This is a genomic window from Mucilaginibacter lutimaris (genome assembly GCF_042676625.1).
GTDB lineage: Bacteria > Bacteroidota > Bacteroidia > Sphingobacteriales > Sphingobacteriaceae > Mucilaginibacter > Mucilaginibacter lutimaris.
Genome location: NZ_JBHTIA010000007.1, coordinates 131256 through 150505 on the forward strand (window position 1 = coordinate 131256; position 19250 = coordinate 150505).

19 protein-coding genes and 1 pseudogene are annotated in these 19250 nt (G+C 45.0%); 2 read left to right on the top strand and 18 right to left on the bottom strand.

What is annotated here, in order from left to right:
- Nucleotides 1-3: 3 nt before the first annotated feature.
- The 9 genes from ACFQZI_RS11125 to fbp all read right to left on the bottom strand — a co-directional run bounded on the left by ACFQZI_RS11125 (nt 4) and on the right by fbp (nt 7485).
- Nucleotides 4-681, bottom strand: a complete 678-nt coding sequence (locus ACFQZI_RS11125; RefSeq protein ID WP_377142513.1) for a conjugal transfer protein TraI — start codon at nt 679-681, stop codon at nt 4-6.
- 13 nt (nt 682-694) lie between these two features.
- Nucleotides 695-3154, bottom strand: a complete 2460-nt coding sequence (locus ACFQZI_RS11130) for a TraG family conjugative transposon ATPase (protein ID WP_377142515.1) — start codon at nt 3152-3154, stop codon at nt 695-697.
- A 45-nt stretch (nt 3155-3199) separates the two neighbouring features.
- Nucleotides 3200-3994: a hypothetical protein gene (locus ACFQZI_RS11135; protein ID WP_377142517.1), complete on the bottom strand. Its 795-nt coding sequence runs from the start codon at nt 3992-3994 to the stop codon at nt 3200-3202.
- On the bottom strand, nt 3981-4325 hold the full coding sequence (locus tag ACFQZI_RS11140; RefSeq protein WP_377142519.1) for a DUF4133 domain-containing protein: 345 nt from the start codon (nt 4323-4325) through the stop codon (nt 3981-3983). Before ACFQZI_RS11140 ends, ACFQZI_RS11135 begins: the two co-directional genes overlap by 14 nt.
- A gap of 10 nt (nt 4326-4335) precedes the next feature.
- Nucleotides 4336-4650, bottom strand: coding sequence for a hypothetical protein (locus tag ACFQZI_RS11145; RefSeq protein WP_377142521.1), 315 nt, complete (start codon nt 4648-4650; stop codon nt 4336-4338).
- Between the two features lie 3 nt (nt 4651-4653).
- Nucleotides 4654-5100, bottom strand: a complete 447-nt coding sequence (locus ACFQZI_RS11150; protein WP_377142523.1) for a DUF1896 family protein — start codon at nt 5098-5100, stop codon at nt 4654-4656.
- A gap of 48 nt (nt 5101-5148) precedes the next feature.
- Nucleotides 5149-5478, bottom strand: a complete 330-nt coding sequence (locus ACFQZI_RS11155) for a DUF4134 domain-containing protein (RefSeq protein WP_377142525.1) — start codon at nt 5476-5478, stop codon at nt 5149-5151.
- A gap of 233 nt (nt 5479-5711) precedes the next feature.
- Complete coding sequence (locus ACFQZI_RS11160) at nt 5712-6209, bottom strand: hypothetical protein (protein ID WP_377142527.1); 498 nt, start codon at nt 6207-6209, stop codon at nt 5712-5714.
- A gap of 250 nt (nt 6210-6459) precedes the next feature.
- Nucleotides 6460-7485: a class 1 fructose-bisphosphatase gene (gene fbp, locus ACFQZI_RS11165; protein ID WP_377142529.1), complete on the bottom strand. Its 1026-nt coding sequence runs from the start codon at nt 7483-7485 to the stop codon at nt 6460-6462.
- A gap of 850 nt (nt 7486-8335) precedes the next feature.
- Here fbp and ACFQZI_RS11170 point away from each other — a divergent pair.
- Nucleotides 8336-8761 (top strand): annotated as a pseudogene (locus ACFQZI_RS11170) (DUF1810 domain-containing protein).
- Nucleotides 8762-9452: 691 nt separating this feature from the next.
- Here the strand turns inward: ACFQZI_RS11170 and ACFQZI_RS11175 are convergent.
- Nucleotides 9453-9677, bottom strand: a complete 225-nt coding sequence (locus ACFQZI_RS11175; protein WP_377142531.1) for a helix-turn-helix domain-containing protein — start codon at nt 9675-9677, stop codon at nt 9453-9455.
- Nucleotides 9678-9803: 126 nt separating this feature from the next.
- On the opposite strand from ACFQZI_RS11175, the gene ACFQZI_RS11180 reads away from it, so the two are divergent.
- Nucleotides 9804-10859 (top strand): IS110 family transposase, encoded by a 1056-nt coding sequence (locus tag ACFQZI_RS11180; protein ID WP_377142533.1) that lies wholly within the window; start codon nt 9804-9806, stop codon nt 10857-10859.
- Between the two features lie 468 nt (nt 10860-11327).
- On the opposite strand, the gene ACFQZI_RS11185 is transcribed toward ACFQZI_RS11180, so the two are convergent.
- Genes ACFQZI_RS11185 through ACFQZI_RS11220 form a run of 8 tightly spaced genes read right to left on the bottom strand, consistent with a single transcriptional unit; the run spans nt 11328 to nt 19204 of the window.
- Nucleotides 11328-12923 carry a hypothetical protein gene (locus ACFQZI_RS11185; protein ID WP_377142535.1) on the bottom strand — a complete coding sequence of 532 codons (1596 nt, stop codon included), beginning with the start codon at nt 12921-12923 and terminating at the stop codon, nt 11328-11330.
- A 5-nt stretch (nt 12924-12928) separates the two neighbouring features.
- Nucleotides 12929-13480 carry a WcaF family extracellular polysaccharide biosynthesis acetyltransferase gene (locus ACFQZI_RS11190; protein WP_377142537.1) on the bottom strand — a complete coding sequence of 184 codons (552 nt, stop codon included), beginning with the start codon at nt 13478-13480 and terminating at the stop codon, nt 12929-12931.
- On the bottom strand, nt 13467-14036 hold the full coding sequence (xrtY, locus tag ACFQZI_RS11195) for an exosortase Y (RefSeq protein ID WP_377142539.1): 570 nt from the start codon (nt 14034-14036) through the stop codon (nt 13467-13469). Before xrtY ends, ACFQZI_RS11190 begins: the two co-directional genes overlap by 14 nt.
- Nucleotides 14023-14913, bottom strand: coding sequence for a glycosyltransferase family 2 protein (locus tag ACFQZI_RS11200; protein WP_377142541.1), 891 nt, complete (start codon nt 14911-14913; stop codon nt 14023-14025). Before ACFQZI_RS11200 ends, xrtY begins: the two co-directional genes overlap by 14 nt.
- Complete coding sequence (locus ACFQZI_RS11205) at nt 14877-15500, bottom strand: class I SAM-dependent methyltransferase (protein ID WP_377142543.1); 624 nt, start codon at nt 15498-15500, stop codon at nt 14877-14879. The genes ACFQZI_RS11200 and ACFQZI_RS11205 overlap by 37 nt, the downstream gene beginning before the upstream one ends.
- Nucleotides 15497-16639 (bottom strand): XrtY-associated glycosyltransferase XYAG1, encoded by a 1143-nt coding sequence (locus ACFQZI_RS11210; RefSeq protein WP_377142545.1) that lies wholly within the window; start codon nt 16637-16639, stop codon nt 15497-15499. The genes ACFQZI_RS11205 and ACFQZI_RS11210 overlap by 4 nt, the downstream gene beginning before the upstream one ends.
- A complete protein-coding gene (locus ACFQZI_RS11215; RefSeq protein WP_377142547.1) occupies nt 16636-18033 on the bottom strand; it encodes an exosortase Y-associated Wzy-like protein in 1398 nt (465 codons plus the stop codon). Before ACFQZI_RS11215 ends, ACFQZI_RS11210 begins: the two co-directional genes overlap by 4 nt.
- Before the next feature lie 4 nt (nt 18034-18037).
- Nucleotides 18038-19204, bottom strand: coding sequence for a glycosyltransferase family 4 protein (locus tag ACFQZI_RS11220; RefSeq protein ID WP_377142549.1), 1167 nt, complete (start codon nt 19202-19204; stop codon nt 18038-18040).
- Nucleotides 19205-19250: the final 46 nt, after the last annotated feature.

Genomic DNA, 19250 nt, shown 5'->3' on the forward strand with positions numbered 1-19250 from the left:
GATTCAGGGACGGATGCCGTAGAGCTGCTGTACACCCCGGCGCTCATTCTCATCGCGTGAACGTGAGAGGCTGAGCAGGGCATTTTGCCGGTTGAACTGGCGCAAATGGTCGAGGTTGAGCTGGACCGCTTTGGCCGCCTGATCGATGCGCAGCCAGCGTTCGGCATCATCCATCTGGGTGGTCAGGGAAGTGATCACTGTCGTGACGGCTTCCAGGTTGCGCAGGCTTTCCTGCAGGATGCCATCGTAAATGGTCGACATGTAGCGAAGTTCGACGGGAGAAAAGTGCGCGTCCCGGTTGAAAAGCGCGCTGGCGCGCCGGTATTCGCTAAGCACCTGCTTCTGTTTGGTGATGATGTCCTTCACCATCTGATAATCTGCCAGCAGCTTCTTGACCTGTGCCAGTTCGTTGTAGTAATCAGCGTAAAGGTTTCGCTCCTTGTCGAGCCAGCCGGAAATATCTTTCAGGCTGTTCAGGTGGAGTGTGTTTTCGATCTGCTGTTGGGCATTCTGCAGGGCGATCGTTTTGTTCTGTAAACGCTGGACGCCCAGGTCAATGGCAACAATAACTTTCTTGATCAACCCGGTAAATGAGCTGACCACCGGGATCTGTGCCTGCGCACGGGGTGCAAACAAAACGAGCAGCAGGCAGCTCAATAGCGTAATAATTTGTTTTTTCATTTCAGCTCCTTTTTTATGCTTTGGTTGATGATTGGGCCTGGTTGTCCCGGACGAGCGCGGTGATACCTGCTTCGATACTGCCGTGTTCACGGGCATATTCCCGGACTTTCACTCTTTCCCGGCCTTCGGTGGTAAAGGCGTAATACTCTTCGGGGCAGAGCTCATTCCTGTAAACCTTCATGATCTGACCGCCGATATCCACGAAGATCTCGCGGTTGTCCTTGTTGACGGAAAGCAGAATGGTCTTGCCTTTGTCCGACAGCCCCAGCGTATCCTGCAGCTTATCAAACTTGCCTTGGAACTTGCGCATATCCATCAGGATCTTGATGTCGGCATTATTGATGATGGCGTCCTTGATGATCGGCGAGGAAACCAGGTCCTCCAGTTCCTGCGTGATCACGATGGGAATCCCGTTGAACTTGCGGATGGTCTTGAAAGCGTAGCGCAGGAATTCGGCCATGCCGCTTTTAGCGATCGCTTTCCAGGCTTCGTCAATTGTCAGCACCTTACGGATACCCGCCAGCTTGCGCATTTTGGAGATAAACAGTTCCATGATGATGAGCGTCACCACCGGGAAAAGGATCGGATGATCCTTGATCTGATCCAGCTCGAACACGATGAAGGGCTGCTGGAGCAGGTCCAGGTTTTCCCGTGCATTCAGCAGGTAGTCAAATTCGCCGCCCTTGTAGTAGGGGCGCAGCACATACAGGAAATTATCCATATCAAATGCACTTTCCTTGACCCGGTGGCTTTTCAGCACATCCCGGTAGTCGCGCTCAAGGTACTCGTAGAAAGAATCGAAAGCGGGGAATACCGGGGTGTTTTGCGCTAAATATTCGTAGTACCCTTGTAAGGCGTTGGATAAGGCCACATATTCCGCGCGGTTGAAGGTTTCGTTTTCACCTTTCCAAAGGGAAATCAGTAAAGCCTTTAAACTTTCTTTTTTCTCGGTATCAAGCACCTCGCCTTTACCCAGGTAGAAGGGATTGAAGCGGATCGGGTCCGTTTCGGTGTACGTGAAATAATAGCCTTTTACGGTATCGCAAAGTCCCAGATAACTGCCACCGATATCCACTGTCACGCAATGCGCACCCTGGTCATACAGCGAACGCAGGATATGGTTCACCGTCATGGACTTTCCGCCGCCGGAAGTGCCGCAGACCAGGGTACCCATGTTAGAGGTGATCCCTTCATGGCGCGGCGCATCAAACAGATCGGCATAGACCGGCCGGCCGGATAACCGGTCACAAAAGCGGATGCCTTCGTTTGCTTTGGCCGTTTTGTAATTGCTTTCCAGGTTGAGGAAGCAGGCCGCCTGTTCAGCGAATGTATCAAACGTATCATTGGCGGGGAAGTCTGCGGCATTGCCGGGAATGCCTGACCACCAGATTTGCGCGGCACCATCGGTTTCCGGTTTGGCAGAAGCATCCATGGCGGCCAACGCGGATACGACCTGATTGCCTTTGGCCAGCAGTTCTTCGCGGTCATTCGACCAGACCATGACATTGAAATGCGCCTTGACCGGTAAGCGCTGCTGACTGATGGCCTCGTTCAGAAAATCATTGGTGGCATCCAGCGCGATGGCATTTTCCCGTGAGTAGGCCGAAAGGGATTGCAGGCGCAGCCTTTTCTTTTCCAGTTGTTTGAGCGTCGCCTGAGCGTCCCCGATAAATATATACTGGTTGTACACGTGGCTGGCGTTCAGCAAGAGGCCAAGCCTTCCCGCAAAGCTGACGGGAAATTTGGTCTGGTCGGTGGAATAGGCCTCGTAGGTCAGACGTGAGCCGCAATAGGCAGGCAGGTTTTCGGTATCGCCGAGCGTATAGATCGCCAATTCCCGGCTGCCGATGCGCAGCGTTTCTCCCATCATTATATCCTGGAATAAGGACTGCCCTTCCTGTTCAGCGAGGAAGCAATAGCGTTCGATCAGCCCGGTGGTTTTCAGCTGGCTTTGCAGGTCGGCGGCCGTTAGTTGTGTTACGCATATGAGACGGGTATCTTCCAGCAACCTTTTGAACTGAGTCGCGATGTCGCGGAATTCCCTGATGGCTTGTGCGCCAAGCATATCTTTGGGCACCAAGCAGGGCCTGATCAGGTTGGAAAACAGGGAACTGGATGGTTTACGCCCCTTTGGTTTGCGGGTCAGGTACAAAAGGCAGTCATGTGCTAGGTATTCGCGCCCGGTAAAATAGCGGTCACTGGCTTCGCCCAGGAAGTTCGGACTGCCACCGGCTTTATCCGGTTGAATCGTTTTTTTCAGGAACCAGTCCTGTTTATGCAGCACGCTGTCTTTGGGCAGTACGCGGATCGCTTTGACCCAGGCCTGGTGCAGGTTTTCATAATCGTCGTCCGACAGGGTAAATACTTCCGGCAGGCTGATGCGGAAGGCCAGCGTAAATTCTCCCTGCTTGGACAGGATGGCATCCTGCTCGATGCCAAGTATGGGTAATATATCTTTCAGTTGTTTTTCCATTTCACATATCTTCTTCACTTTGTATTTCCTTGCTCGGGCGCAGGTCTAAAATCTGGGTCTTTTGCCTGGCTTCATTTTCCGTGTGATCTGCTCGTGCTCACGCTGTAATTGCTCCCGATTTTGCCGGATCAAGCGCGGTACCTGGGTTTCACTGAGCGGAATGACCTCGGCTTTCAGCTCCTTTTGGATAGGATGACGACGGAGCAGCTCTCGTTCCGACATTCCGTAGATACGGGCGGTGCCGACCGGGTCCAGACCAATCTCGTTCGGCATTTTGATCTTGATGATGCCGTCTGGGAATTCCGTTAGTTTAGGGTCCAGCTGTACCACCTGTTTCATGATGGGTTCGTAAAAAGCCTCATAGTGCCAGCCATCGTCGGTCAGGTCAAGCGACTTCAGGCTGATGACCGGAAAGAAATATTCCACATGGCGCAACTCCTGTAAACGGAGGTCGAAAATGAATTTCTCCCCGGCAATATCGATCTGCGGTAAAATGCCATTCTGCCTTGCCGCTAAAGCTTCCTGGTCAACGATGATCTCGAAATCGGACTTGCCGGCCATTTCGGAGACGGACATGCGGTATTTCTCCGACATCCCTTCAGGATCCAGCAGTGATAATTGCGGAATGATCAGCGGTTCTCCGTCCTCCGAATTTGCGGCGGCATTTTTTGTCTTAGCATCCCAGGCCAGCATATAATGGTCGCCCATATCCTGCATCTGGTGGATAAAGGATATTTCATTATCCGGGTTATCGGTCTGGCGCAGGGTTTGCCTGTCCAGGTCGACATAAAAGCTAATATTATCCATTTGGAAAACGGCAGGTTCTCTAAGCTTTGTCATGCGATTTCTCCTTATAATTTAATTGCTGAAAAAAGCGCCGCCCATAGGATTTGAGCACGCGCGGCACGCGGTTTCGGGCCATGGCCTTCATCAGACCGTATTCGCCATACTTCCGGCTGAGCGCAAAAATCTTGATGCTGCCAAATGCGGCCGCGGATCCGCACACGGTCAGGCAGATGAGCGATTCTGTACCCAGGATGTAGAGCGCGGCGAAAACGATCATCAGGCCGAGAACCAGCCCGGCGAAATACCAGATGTACTGGGCACGTAATCCCCGGAACTCGATGCTTTTGTTAATGCCTTTATTGATACTGTGGATGCTGTTGTTCATGTGTCTTTGTTTATTTCCCTTTTTCAGGGATGGTTTTTGAAATCGCTTTATGGGAAATAATCAGGGCGGTGTGGTGGTCGCGCACCAGCTGGTGCAGTACCATCATGGAGGGGTACAGCTGCAGGTCGGCTTTGGAGGCGTTACGCTTTTCCCATTCCTTACGGTCGCCGGCGGGGAACAGGATGGCTTTCAGGCCGCCAAACCCGGCATAGCTGCGCAGGGTTGCGATGTCGTCCTCACTCAGTGGGCTACCGGGTTGGTAGGCCAGCGCGATGCGGATGGCAGCGATATTGTCGCGAAGGGTCTGAAGGGCTTGAAAGGCCATAACTTAGTTCTCCTGGGTTTGATTGTCAAGATATTCGGCGATCATGCCGGTGATAGCGGCGCGCAATGCGGGCAGGTCCTCATAGTCTTCGCCGAAACCGAAGACCTCGAACACAGGTTCACAGGCCCCGGTAAGGTTGATCAGTTCATAGGTGAGGATGCCGCTGCGCTGCATTTGCCGGTGTTCCTGCGGGAATTCGTCCTCGAGCAGTTCACGCATCCAGCTGAAGCGGGACGGGCGGAGGTCGCGCGTGAGTTCTTCCAGGCAAAGGGCTTCAATGACATAGCCGGGGCGGTTCTCCTGCTGAAGCTGTTCGATGAGGCCGCTGATGGAATCGACCTTGCTGCCCAGGTAATGGCTGAGGCGGTGGTCTTCCTGCAGGGCGATGAGCAGGTCGGTATGGTGCTGCACCATATAGCTGTGCAGCTTGCCGATGAGTAGCGTTTTCATAATGCTTGGGTTTAAGCCCTCTCCTTTTGGGGAGGGTTTGGGTGGGGTCTACAGGCCGAAGAAGGATTTGATGATGGTGGCAACCACGACCAGGAAGATGCAGGAGCCGAACCAGGCGGCGGCGACCTTGGAGGTGTCCTGGTCACCGGCGTTCCACTTGGAATAGACTTTCACCGCACCAATGAGGCCGAGGATGGCACCGATGGCGTACATGAGGTTGGTGCCGCTTTCAAAATAACTCCGGACCTGGGTGTTAGCCTGCTGGATCCCGGCGTTGCCGTCCTGCGCGGATGCGATAAAACTGATGCTGGCAAGGATAGCGGCCAGCGCGCATGTTTTTAGGGCTTTAGCCCACGAAGTTCTGTTACACTGTTTCATTTTCACTTATCGTTTTGTTGTTCGTAATTTTTTCGCTTTGGCCTTTTCGTTTTTTAAGGCCAGGGTTTCCCTGACCCACTCCCGGTTTTCACGGGAGGGGTGGGAATGAGCTGCCACCGTTACCGGTTTGATGATGGCTCTACAGCACGTGGCCGGGGCAGTTAACAGTAATTGCTAAGGTGATCCCCTTTAGTGGCCCCGCTGGACGCGGGGCCGGGGAAGGGCACGGCGCGCTAAGCGCTCCACCACCTATCCACTTCACTGTCGCTGAGCAGTGCCGTGCCGGTATTTTCGCATTCGCGGACGATGAAGGCGTTGATGTCTTCTCGTTCACGCGATGCCGCAACTTCGGGGAAGTCGTTGAGGATATATTTGAGTCGGGGTATGAGTGCTGAAGGATCGTAGGGTTTTCCTGTCGCTTCGTTGATGCAACTGAGTAACCTTTTAGCCAGTTCCCTAACCTCAACTGAAAAGTTGTCCGGCTTCCATATTATTTCTTCCGGAAAAGTGGGTCTGTCAGGGATGGCTTTATCAGCAGACTCCGGAGCTTGATATTGCAAGGCAGCAGGAATATCTTTGCTGTCCGCCTGCATTCCGGAAAGGCGGCCAATGATTTTTGTAATCTCCTTGCGGTAATATTTCCAGCCAATCAAAGCATAGGTTGCAATTCCAAGCGTCCCGGTAAAAAAAAGGTAATTTTCCCAGCTGATGTTTTCAAATAAATTGTTCATGGTCGTCCGTTTAATTTGTGTCCGTATTTTTATTGTTGGAACAAAGTAACGGTATGGTTTTTCACCGGAAAACTTCAACTTGAATTGCAGCCCTGATGCAGTTTTTGCACCCCGCTAAAAACCAATAAGAAAGCGGCGGAGTAGTCATTGACTTGAAATGAAATAGCTGACTGACGCTGATAAACAATAGACTTAAAGCAATACTATATAATTCAGGTGACCAATTCTTCACCCAATATTAGCCCTGATTTTAATTGTCAATTGAAGCGAGGCCGGCCGCTTCCTTAAGGAAGCGCTCGACTTGACTGACCATGTTAATCGAGCCAATGAAAACCGCTGTGCGCTGATGAAGGCCGCTTACTTCCAGGTCAAGGATGCGCCCGTGACCGTTACTGGCCCGGCCGCCCGCCTGTTCGATGATAAACGCAATTGGGTTACACTCATAAACAAGCCTTAATTTACCCTCAGGCGATGAGGCGGTTGCAGGGTAGATGAATATTCCCCCTTTGATCAGGTTGCGGTGTATATCCGCTACCATTGAACCGATATAACGGGAGATATACGGCCGGCGTGTTGGGTGCTGTTCTTCCTGGCAGTATTTAATATATTGTTTAACACCTTTTGGAAAGTTCACGTAATGGCCTTCATTGATGGAGTAAATGTTTCCATCCTCCGGGATGTGCATATCCGGATGCGATAAACAGAATTCGCCGATCGAAGGGTCAAGCGTGAATCCGTTCACCCCTTTGCCAGTGGTGTACACCAGCATCGTAGAGGAGCCGTAAATGATATAGCCAGCAGCAACCTGCATATGGCCTTTTTGGAGAACATCGCTTAGCGCACAAGGATCAACATCGTTACTTTTCCTGATAATGGAAAAGATACTGCCTACCGGAACATTCACGTCAATGTTGGATGAGCCATCAAGCGGGTCAATAGCGACGATGTATTTACCTTGTTTTCTGTCGGGCGGATCGATTATAATAATATCTTCATTTTCTTCAGATGCAACTATACAGCATTCACCGCCTGCCTTTAGTGCAGAGATAAATTGTTCATTTGCAAACACGTCGAGCTTTTGCTGCGGTTCGCTGTGAATATTGTTGCTGCCGGCATTGCCAAGGATATCCATCAAGCCGGCCTTATTGACCTCCCGGTTGATGATTTTAGCGGCTATAGCGATATCGCGGAGAAGTCTGGATAGTTCTCCTTTCGCATAGGGAAAGTCGGCTTGCTTTTCTATAATAAACTGACCAAGCGTAATAGCTGTTGACATACTGGTTAAATTTGATAGTAGATTGCCGGCAAATCTATGGTATTTATACACTATGTTAAAAGTGAATTATTTTTAAATGTACATATTGTAAGATAAACACATAGTTTAAATATCTAATAATCAATTATTTACCGGTTAAAATTTTTTTAAATCAAATTTGTTTTATACACTAAGTACTTGTTAGCATTAATAAGGTAGATACAATTACCACAAATATTGCGTTTAGTCGGAGCAATGGAAGGGAAACCTAGCGCCGCTCTTTAATTCAAGAATCGTTCATTGCCTTGTTTAGCTCTTTTGTGCGTTTTTCGAGTCATCTGTAATCCCGAGGTTTTTCCCGGCTTAAAAACCGATGCGCTGGCCTTGGGTAAGCTTGTCAGCGTTTCAGCCCGCTGGTGAATTATGATGATGGAACACCTTCCTTACGGGGTCTAGAAATTACTTATCACTAAACGTAGGAAGGGAAGCGCCTGAAATTCGAGCATGAGGTAGAGCCTGGGACGTTTTGCTTCGGCGATATCACATTTTCAGCGGATAACCTTACTTTTAAAGAAGGAATACTACCCAGGTTAATCGACGGTCAGGTTGGATTTTCAGGAATGACGGGACTTGTATGATGTGAACAATTAATTATGGTAATCTGATGCTGGAGTTTTTAATCATGCTGTTTATCCAATTGATTGCAATTCTTGTCGGCCGTAGTCTTGGTGATACCTTTAATCTAATCCGGTATAGCTGAAATATAACGGGCATATACAGATGTCACAACCTATGGTTGACAATAATCTTTGCGGTTTAATTTCTGACAATCAAAATGCGGCGAGGATGGTTATTAAAGAAAGAAATATACATGCATGACCTGAGATGTTTCCTGGATGCACCAACCAGAGATTACGCGACCTCCTTGGCTGAGATCCGATGTGGTCGTAAGCGCAACCACTGGATGTGATTTATCTTTCCGCAGATAGATGGCCTTGGGAGCACCGGAATGTCCAGGCTATATGCGATCAGCGGTTTGCCCGAAGCGGCCGAATAACTGCCTCATCCGATATTGGGGACAATGTTAGTGGAAGTCAGCACGGCGCTGGTAGACTTGCCCGGCGGCAACGCGAAGGCTATTATGGGCGAGCCGGGCGACCTTAAGCTGCGTTCTTCAATGACGCTGTTTTCAATTGTGCCGGGTAGTGATCCGGTATTTGAAGCAGTAATCAAAAAATATTTCAAGGAAGAAAAGGACAAGGCTACTTTACAACTCCTTTATCCGTACTTTCCGTGATTACTTATTGAGTTAAAGCAAAAATTTGTGACCGATCATTTAGGTAGTAACCGGGTAACATTTGATCAGACAATCGGCAAGGTAGGGGAGATAACGATCACCCTTTCGAATCGCATGTTACAGTCGGTACAGCGGTGAGCCCAATAAATAAATATCTCACAATGATTTGGAACTGCAGGATGACCTCATTCGAGTATGATACGGCGTCAGGTTCTGTGACCCTGTGATCACTAAATAGAAGAGTATAGAACCATTGTCGGAAAGGATGAGACGGTATTCACCTTAGAACTACGCGTTAAGTAGCCCTGCAAGATTCACTGGTCCTTATGGAATGTCTTAGACCGACCCTAAAGAACGGAAATTGAAAAGACAGGTGACGATAGGAAGGAGGATAATAAAAACGATTCAATACTCCGGCTGGTACAATATGTTCCTTCAGGGAATGACCGGCATGGTATGCGGAGAGGGAGAATTAGGAACCGTAGCTGTTATATACTTAGAATTAGTGTATACTTGTTCAATCCGGAATAGCGGGCTCTGTGCGCACCGCAGACCTTCCCCTGCTTCAGGTGGTTGCGGCAAATTGGCTAAGTTCGGCAACTAACCCATTAAGGGCTATTTATGGCAGGATATATATAAACGAGATTGATTTTATTATTTAGCGTCAAATGCCTTGTAAGGAAAGAAAGCCTTAAAAATTAAGGAGCTCTTTAGCTTCAATATTTAAGCCTTTAGCGAGTTCTAAAATAGTAAGTAGACTTAGATTCGTCTCTCCCAACTCGTATTTTTTAATATCCGCATGATCTATCAAGCAATTTTGAGCCATTTTTCGATAAGATAGTCCCTTGGCCAATCTTAATCTTTTCAGGTTATCACCGAATGGCTTCAAAAAAGACCTGTCTAAACTTCTATTCATTTCCAAGGCTTTGCCAGCGGAAAAATCAAATAAAAAAATGTAAAAAGTGTTGGTTAATTAACCAACACTTTTTACATTTGTACATAGTTTCATGAGCAAATCACTGGACGACAGCTAATATTGAAAATGATATCCACTAAAATCAAAGAAAAAAAGCATAAAGTTTTTATTGGAATTGACGTTTCAAAAAATAAACTTGACTTTGCAGTGATCAAAGATAAAGAGGTACTATTGCGGGAGACAAAGCTGAATGAGCCGAAAGTGATTTCGGATTACCTGAAAGAGCTCAAATTAAAACTTAAGATCAAACCGTCAACGACGCTATTTTGTATGGAGCAAACAGGTCTATACGTTAATCACCTAATAAGTATTCTCTGGAAAAACAAGTGGCAATTTAACGTTGGGAATGCCCGTCATATCAAAAATTCGATGGGTTTGGTCAGGGGGAAAGATGATCAGATCGATGCTGTTAGAATAGCAAAATTTGCTCAAAGGAATAAGGATGAATTAACGCTCTGGAAACCTGAACGGTTGGAAATGAGTAGGTTAAAAAGTTTGGTTTCGTTAAGAAGCAGGTTAATGGGTATAAGAAATAGTTTAAAGATGCCGATTGCAGACATCATGACATTCACATCTAAACCTATTCAAAGACAGTCGGTCGAGGCTTGCGCAAAGAGTCTAGAGGCTTTGCAGGATGATTTGCGGGAAGTAGAATTACAGCTCAAAAAGTTATTACGGGACGATAAGGATTTTAGTCGATTAATGGAGATCATAACATCTGTACCATGTGTCGGAATGGTTATGGCGGTGCAGTTTGTTATGGTTACTAATGAGTTCAAAGATATTACAGAACATCGAAAATTTGCTTGTTACGCGGGAGTGGCCCCTTTTAAAAATGAATCTGGTAAAATTGTCAGACGCCTTAAAGTCTCCCAGCAAGCTAATAAGAAAGTTAAAGCTCTGTTGCACATGTGTGCAATAGGATCGGTTAGGGCTGATCAGGAAATCAGAGAATACTTCATAAGAAAGAAAAAAGAAGGCAAGCCGGGAATGCTGATTCTCAATGCGATTAGAAATAAAATTATCAAACGTGTTTTTGCATGCGTAAAACAGGACCGATTATATGATCCTGATCTTGCGATCAAGAATAATTACCTGGTGAACCAAAATCAAAGCCTATGAGAAATTAATTATTCGGTTTAACAGCATAGAATTCTACGTTTTACTAAGTTAATGGCTTAAATGTATTTCAATTTATACTTTTACCCGGAAATTTGTTCAAAAATAGATCACCAATGCAGTATTTAAGGTTGTGAAAAAAATGCACGATTTAAGCCTACAAAATAATTTATCCGGTTTAGCAGCGTAGAATTGTCCCTCTTACTAAGTCAACGACTTAAATGTATTTTAAATTTATACTGTTACCCGGATAATTTGTTTAAATATAGTATCATTGGAAGTACTGTATATGAATGCGAACAACAAGCCCGATATCACAATGCAGTTTCTGCCAAAATAAAAAATAAAAGAGCTCGGCGAAGAAATAAGGGAGTTAGGATTTAAACTTTTTTTTGAATGATCCAGGCGTTTGGGTCTGGGCGTGTTATCGAAGAAAACAAAGATAGCTGCCGGCTTTCTTCGCCGTTGATTTTATCTAACAACAGATCCTCGCTGTTCAGTAGCAAAATAAAGCACGTAATTATCGCTTAGCTCTTTGAGCGAAAAACCTTGGTACCCCGGAAAGGATTTTAGAAGTACCGATGCCCTTATGCCAATATAGTATGAGGGCATTATAATATAAAGCGGGCCTGCATGACCTTTATGTATGTATTGGTCAAAGTCGATACTAATATCGGGATTTAACGCGTCGAGCGTAATTACCCTGTTATGCTGTATCTCCAGTCCAAGATCGGGGCTAAAGAAAACGAAGGTTGCATCCCGGTGCTTATCATCCAGCATTTTAATATAATTAAGGCTTTCCTGATCAATAAACTGCTGGCCAATACCCGATGTGCTGTAAGCTGTATAATGGCGCAAACCATTTAAACCCCCTATGTAAAACCGCGCGGTAAAAAAGCCTATAGTAACTACACAAAGCCCCAAAACTAACTGATAACCTATTTTATATTGGCTAACCAGGTATAAGGTACCGGGTATGATGAGTAACCCAATTATCCTGAAATGTCTTGCCTCGTATGAAATATCAAGTTTGCGCATGAAGGCCGAACCAAAGAACAAAAGGGCTACGCCATAAATTATAATAACAACGTTGCGATAATTTTTATCAGGCACGCTCGTACAGATCTTATACACCAGCACGATACTTAGTGCGGCAAGTATAATCAGTATGGCTGCGGACCAATCGGCGGATAGAATGGCCTTATCGTTATGAAAAATAAAGCCGTTTACCAGGTCGTCTGCAGAGAAGCCGGCAAGAATAGGAGAGGCAATAGGGAAGGTAAACACCTTCCAGCTAATATCAAATCCGTTTGAGCCTGATGAGGGGTTCAAGCCTTTTGAAAGGTACAACCACGAAATTACGACAACCGATATTAACGCGGGGACGCCTATCCAAAAGCCTTTAAAGAGCCATGCTTTAACACTTCGGTTTGGCGCTGATAGCCGAATCCACATAAAGAGTAAACCCGCTAAATAAATCCAGATGAATGAGGATTTACAGATAAAACCCAGCCAACCGGAGAGCAACACAAATAGGATTAGCTTCCAATTGGGTTTATTGAACACAAGGCATCCGTACAGAAACCATCCCGCGAAAGCGAACAATAACGTTTCGCCACCAATGTAAAAGATATACGGTGTGAAAAATGCCTGCTGGCAAATAATAACCAGCAAACTTAAAGCACTAATTAGTGGGCTGAAACCTGCCTTTTTAAAGAATTGATAAAAACCTGCAAGACCAATAAGTTGGCAAAAGATGGTTGTTAAAGATGCTGCATGCCCGGTGTTTACGCCAAGCAAGGCCTTAAAAAAATAAGGAACAAGGTATTGTCCCGGCGACCACCATGAAATAAACGCGCTGGTGTTTAAAGCGATATTTTGCTGGCTTGGCCTGGTAAGTACATTAAATGGGCCGCCTAACTCCATAGACCGCAACACCTGGAAGCCCCAGCTTGCGTCAGGGAAAATGGCTGCAGGCGTGATTATAACCAAAATAACTGGCACTGCAACAATGGTAAATACTATGATGAGGATAACGCGGTGTGCAGGTCGATTTTTAAAAGGCATATAAATTATTCGATAGAACGGCTGCGTACCTTAAGAGCGGGATTGCCCTGGTAAATGCTGTAAGCTTCCATGCTTTTTGTGGCTACAGAGCCGCTTGTAAGCACAGAATGGCTTGAAGCAGTAACACCCTGATTGATTATAGCGCCGCAACCTATCCAAACACCATCCTCTAATGTAATAGGCGCGGTTATGAGATCAAATTTTGTTTTTTTATAGTTATGGCTGCCCGTTTGTAAAATTGCCCCCTGCGAGATGCAAACGTTACTGCCAATGTTTACTGTTATTAAATTATCAATCCAAACTGCTTCGCCCACCCAACTGTTGTTGCCAATTTTTAAGTGCCAGGGGTATTTGATATTTACATTTGGCTTTATGATAACACCTTTGCCAATGTTTGCCCCGAATAAGCGCAACAGTGCAACTTTAACACTACTTACCGGCAACCATCCGGATTTTAAAACAAGCTCGTTAACATAATACCACAACGCCCTTTTAAGGGAACTGCCCCCGGGATGATATGGAAGGTTGTTATATGCCGAAAGATTAGTTTGCTGCATTTAAAGTTGTGGCTTTGTCCTGGTAGCGCGTGTAAAAATATAAGCTTATGGCTATAATTATATATACAACAATGTTAAAGATGGTATGATGGTCGGACATGTACACGTTTTTATTACGTTTCCAATAAAGCGCAAGTAAAACAAAGCGCAATATGTTTAGTAATTGTATGGTAACAATACCAGCGGCCCAAAAAGATAGTTTGGATTTAAAACTTCCGGAATACGCGACCACAAACGCGGTAAAAAAACACATAACCCCAAAGCCAAGGCAATCAAACCCTATGTGTAAAATATTATGACCGGCTACCAGTAACTGGTAAGCATTTGTACGGGTTCGATAGCCAAGCATGTTTAATATCGCTGCGCCGCTCTCGATCAAAATATGCCTTAGTCCGCTTATGAAGTTAAAGTGCTCATCTAAAAATGCGATGTATAAACCACCAGGGCCCGTAATGCCCAGATAAGCCATATAAAAACCATAAAGCGACACAAAAAGGCATACAAACTGAAGTGCGAATAAAACGGCGGGATTTAAGCCGCACTTATTTAATTTCATTTTTCCTCAATTGCAGAAGTTCGTAAATCTTAATATCGATTATCATCCTAAACCAAAAACCCTGTAAAAAATGAAATACAAAACCTGTCCTGCCGTCTAAAAAGCCAAATTTCAAGAAATACCTGATCAAGAAATAAAGCACCGGCCTTACAAACAAAGGAAAGGCTTCGTACTTATTTTTCATATAACGCCTGCGTTGCATAGGGTCTCCCCAAACATTTGGTTGAATTAGACCGTTGTCTGAAAGATCTTTTTTAGCGACCTGGTATTGCGCCTCAAGAGTGGCCCAATGGTTATGCCTTATTACAAAGGTGCTGATCGAATCGGTGATGATGTCAATGATGTCGCCGCGAAGGATCTTTGTTTGACCCGAAATTACAAAATGCTGGTCGTAGAGTTTTTCTTCGCAACTGCCAAACCCGTTTCTAAACATGTTCGCATGATAGGTAGGGTAATGGCCGCCGTGTCTGATCCATTTATTCATAAACATTGTGCGTCGGCTTATTAAAAAGCCGTTTAGGCTGGTGCCGATGCCTGCAGATAATAACGATTCCATTTCTGTTGCGAGTTCTGCTGTTACACGATGGTCGGCGTCAAGGTTAAGGATCCACGTCCCGCTTAAGGGCAGGTTTTTCAGCGCCCAGTTACGTTGTGCTGAATAATTTTCGAATGGATGATGATAAACCTGATCTGTATATGTATTACAGATAGCCAATGTATGATCGGTAGAGCCCGAATCAACAATGTAAATGGTGCCGTTAAGCGCTGTAACGCTTTGTAAACAAGCCTCAATATTTTTTTCTTCGTTAAAAGTTAAAATAATGATATCTAAACTTTCCCTCACTTCAATGTGGATTTTATGATCATTGATTTCCAAAGGTAAGGGATACGGCCGGTGCCTTTAAAATCCGTTACAACAAAACCATATTCCGTTAACAGAAAAGATAGTGTTTTAACCGACCATAATTTGATATGCCCCCCCTGCCATAGCGGGCTCATGTGCGTATCCCATTTATTGAAAATACCCAGTAATAAGTTTTTAAAATAGCCATGATACGGTGTGGAAATAACGAGTTCGCCTTTGGTTTTTGTTAGTACATCTTTGCAAAGCGCTATAAAGAGGTAGGGGTTGTATAAATGTTCTATTACCTCGGTGGAAACAATCGTATCGAAAGGAAATCCTGCAATTTCTGCTGGTAAAGCGCCTGTAGATAGATCCTGGATAAAAAATCGATCGGGATTCGTTCTTTTTGCGATGGCAATACCTTCCTCAGAGGCATCTATGCCGTATGCATTGAAGCCTTTGCCGACAAGGTGATTAACGAAAAATCCATTGCCACACCCCATATCAAGTATGCATGTATTTTTCGATTTGTCTAAAAGCGAAAGTAAAGGCTGCATCATATAGTCAAACGCGTGACAGGCGTTGTCGTTTGGATATCCGTAATCAGTATAAATGCTCATTCTTTAATTAAATGTTGCGTGTAAAGGTCTGTATAAAGTTTGGTTAAAGGGGCTTCGTCAAAGTCTTTTCTGATGATCAATGGCGCGGTTGCTCTGATCTTCAGTAAATCAGCAGTTTTATCTAAAGCAATTTCGTTCAGGGAGGCGCTTACTGATCCGGCATTACGTTCACATAGCCATCCCAATTGGTGTCCCTTTACATATTCGGCCAGCCCAACTTCCTGACTTATCAATACAGCCGTTCCCACGCTAAGGCTTTCTATGACAGCGTTGGCAAAGTTCTCATCGTATGATATCAATACAAAAAGGTCGTGTTGACGAAGCAGATCAAACTTACTATCAGTTATGAATCCTGCCCAATCAATATATTGGGCAATATTGCGATGTGCTGCTAAAGCCTTCAACATATCAACATATTCCCGTTTTCCGTCACCGGCTATGGTTAAACGGTACGGCACAGTAACTTTGGTTAGCGCGTCAAACAGAGTTTCAAGGCCCTTTTTTTCTTCTATCCTAGACAGAAAAATAAGTTTCACGGGGCGGGAGATTTCCGCCTTTCCGGGTTGTATAACTGCCCCTAATTTCACAAAATTTGGTACTGTAGTGATACTTTTCGGCGACAAAAGGTTGCTTAACGCGGCAGCCTCGCGATTGGAGGTCGCGTGCATATGGCTGCGGTTCAATAACGGTTTGCCTAATAAATGATGAACCACTTCTTTTATACGGTTATTTTTATTTTGAAAAGTATAAGGGCTTAACGTACCGCGCGGCGATACAAAAACCGGCACCCCACGGACCAGGGCAATCAGGCAGGATAAAACGGACACCAGGTTCCACCAGGCATGTACGTGGACAGCATCATACCGCTGCACATTTTTCCATAACGCCCACAGCAGCGCTGGCGAAAAATGGGTGTGATCTTTCGTGATCCGTTTAAAATACGTAACAACCACGTCATCAACTTGAACAGGAGTATTGTGCATGACGTTAAGCTCTTCTGCACCGTTGGCGGTCGTTGTATAAACATGGATACGTTGACCACCTTTTACCAATTGCTCGCACAATCTTGCTACTGACATAGTAGGTCCGCCATATACATAGGCTGGTTTGTAAGCAGCGATGATGTGTAAAAGTTTCAAACCGGTTTTAAAATCTTGGCTCGTTTTAAAATATTAAAAATAATGATCATACTGATATAACTCCAGAATACTGAATTGATCAGGAATTCGAAGCTTAAACCCCGCCATAGTATTTGGAACAATCCGCTGAAAATCAATGCTGAGCCTAAAACATATCCGCCAAAAAGGCTTTCAGCTTTAATAGATATCAGTTGTGCAATCGCACCGTAAAGGAACAAATAAAAAATTATTCCCCACGGCCCTCCGGATAAGTAAGCATCTACAACAAAGGCAGGCTTTGCAGATACAGTTGATAGCCTGTTTACCACTCCGGCATTATAGACACGCTCCATGACCAAATTTTCAGTAATGGGTTTTTCCGGCCAGAAAGCTCTCGGAATGATGGCGATGATCGATTGTTCTATTAAAGTTGCGCCGTAATAATCAACATTTTCTGGCGTTGACCGAATAAACACTGTAAACATGTCGACTTCGCTCAATCTGTAAACAAAAAAATCCCAATTGGACTCATCGTTATCATTATTTAAAGCCGCATCAAGCGCTATCTGGGAAGACTCCGTTTCGTCGGCCTCTCCAGACCATGCATTTTGACGGAAGCTGTTTACGTAGCTTGGCAACAACAAGAAGGAGATGAATAGCAGCGGTCCGAAAATGCTAATAACGAGTTTTTTATATATGGGATATAAAAATACTCCTAATACAAGCAAACTTATAATGATAGGTTCTTTAAAGCCTGAATGAAATGCCTGGTATAGATTGAAGGCGTATAAAAAGGAGCATATTGTTGTTTCTAATGCTTTCTTTAACGGAATTGCAAATGCAAGTGCTAATGTACCTGCTATAAAACTTAAAGCGCTTAACTGGAAATAAAACTGGCTTAAGCCAGGTATTTTGAGAAAAAATATAGAAACAGGAAAACTGATGAGGGCAATCCTGAGCAATAAATTGGCAAGTGTGTTATTTTCAATATGGTATTTTTTCTTCTTTGGATATTTCATGCATACCAGGATGCCGGTTACAAATGAAGCATGTGCCAAGCAATAATAACGCTGGCACTGGGCAAGAAGCATTATGCGGCTTTGATCAACGAGGTAAAAGTTGCTGATCTTTTTAAAATCGTTATAACCAAGCGTATCTAAAAAATAGAAAATAGATGTGCAGCTCATGAATCCTGCAAAAATAATTTGCATGATAAACAAAGGGCGCATCAACTGCTCACCCAAAGTCCTGTCGTTGGGTAAAGGTTTTACCCATCCTGACAAGGTGATCAGAAATATAAAAAAGGAACCTGACCAGGAAATCAAATAAGAAGTAGCCGGATCTTTCTGGAATATAACAGCCAGGAAAAACGGGATAAACAGCGCCAAGTATCTCTCTATTCCTTTAATTTGCATGTTTTTATAAATGGCAGTTATAGCTTACAACTACATCTTCGATCGCTGCCGCGATTTTTGTAAAGTTCCAATCCTTTATAATAATCCTGGACTGCTCTCCGAATCCTTGTAACGAGCTTTTGGAAGAAGCCAGTTCAAATAAATACTCACGCAACATAGCTGGTTGGCCTATATCAAAAATGTAACCATTTAAGCCGGGTTTAACTAAATCAACCGCACATCCTGATTTATTTGATACGATGATAGCTTTACCGCAAGCCATCGCCTCATTCACGGCAAGTCCCCAGGTTTCGCCGGGGCCCTTAGAAGGCAGACAAAACAAATCACAAGCCTGATAAATCACGGGCATATCATTTTGATTTTTGAACTCGGTAAAGTGGATATTCTTATGTCCGGTTGCTTTATTTTTTAGCTCGTTTTCCAGAACTCCGTTACCTGTAAAAAGCAGATGCGCGCCGGGAATTCTCAGTTCAGTAAAGGCCGTTAGCAGCAGATCCGGTGCTTTCTTGGGTTGGAACTTGCCGGCAAAAAGAATCAGGATTTCGTTTTTCCCTATGCCTAATTGCGTTCGCAAGGCTTCGGCTTCGTTATCCCTTGCTGCAGCAAACCTGTCGTTGTCAACAGCATGTGGCGCGAACGTTAATCGCGCCTCCTTTAAGCCGAACTTTTTAAAATAGCGTTTATTGTTCGTGCCTGTATATAAAGCATGGTCCACCTTACTGTAAACCCATCTTAAAAAAAAACTTCTCACTACCGATCTCAAACCGCCGCTATCATCAAGTAAAGTGGAATCACCGCGAAAAATAACCGGCACCTTTCCTTTAAAATAGCGTATAGCTTTCAGATGGCTTTTGTAAAACCAGCCATAGATCAAGATAGCATCAGGCTGCCAGTGGAGTACTTGTTCAATAAGCCCCGGGTTATCAATTCCCTTAGCATGGTGTGAACCCGGATCTGAAGCGATATTATGTACCCATTCATATGGGTATCCGTCCAATAGCGGGATGTCCCAGCTTATGTTTTTGCCAAAACCCGGATCAAATTTATGTTGAGCGGCCTCACCCCAGGTATAAAATACATTGATAAGAATATTTTGCCGTTCCTGAAGCAATTTAAATACCGGGGCATAATACTGAATTGGGTGCGTTATGATGATGGCTAACTTTTGCATGAGGTGGTTTCTGCCTTATTTCAAATGCATCAGGTTTTGGTAAAAA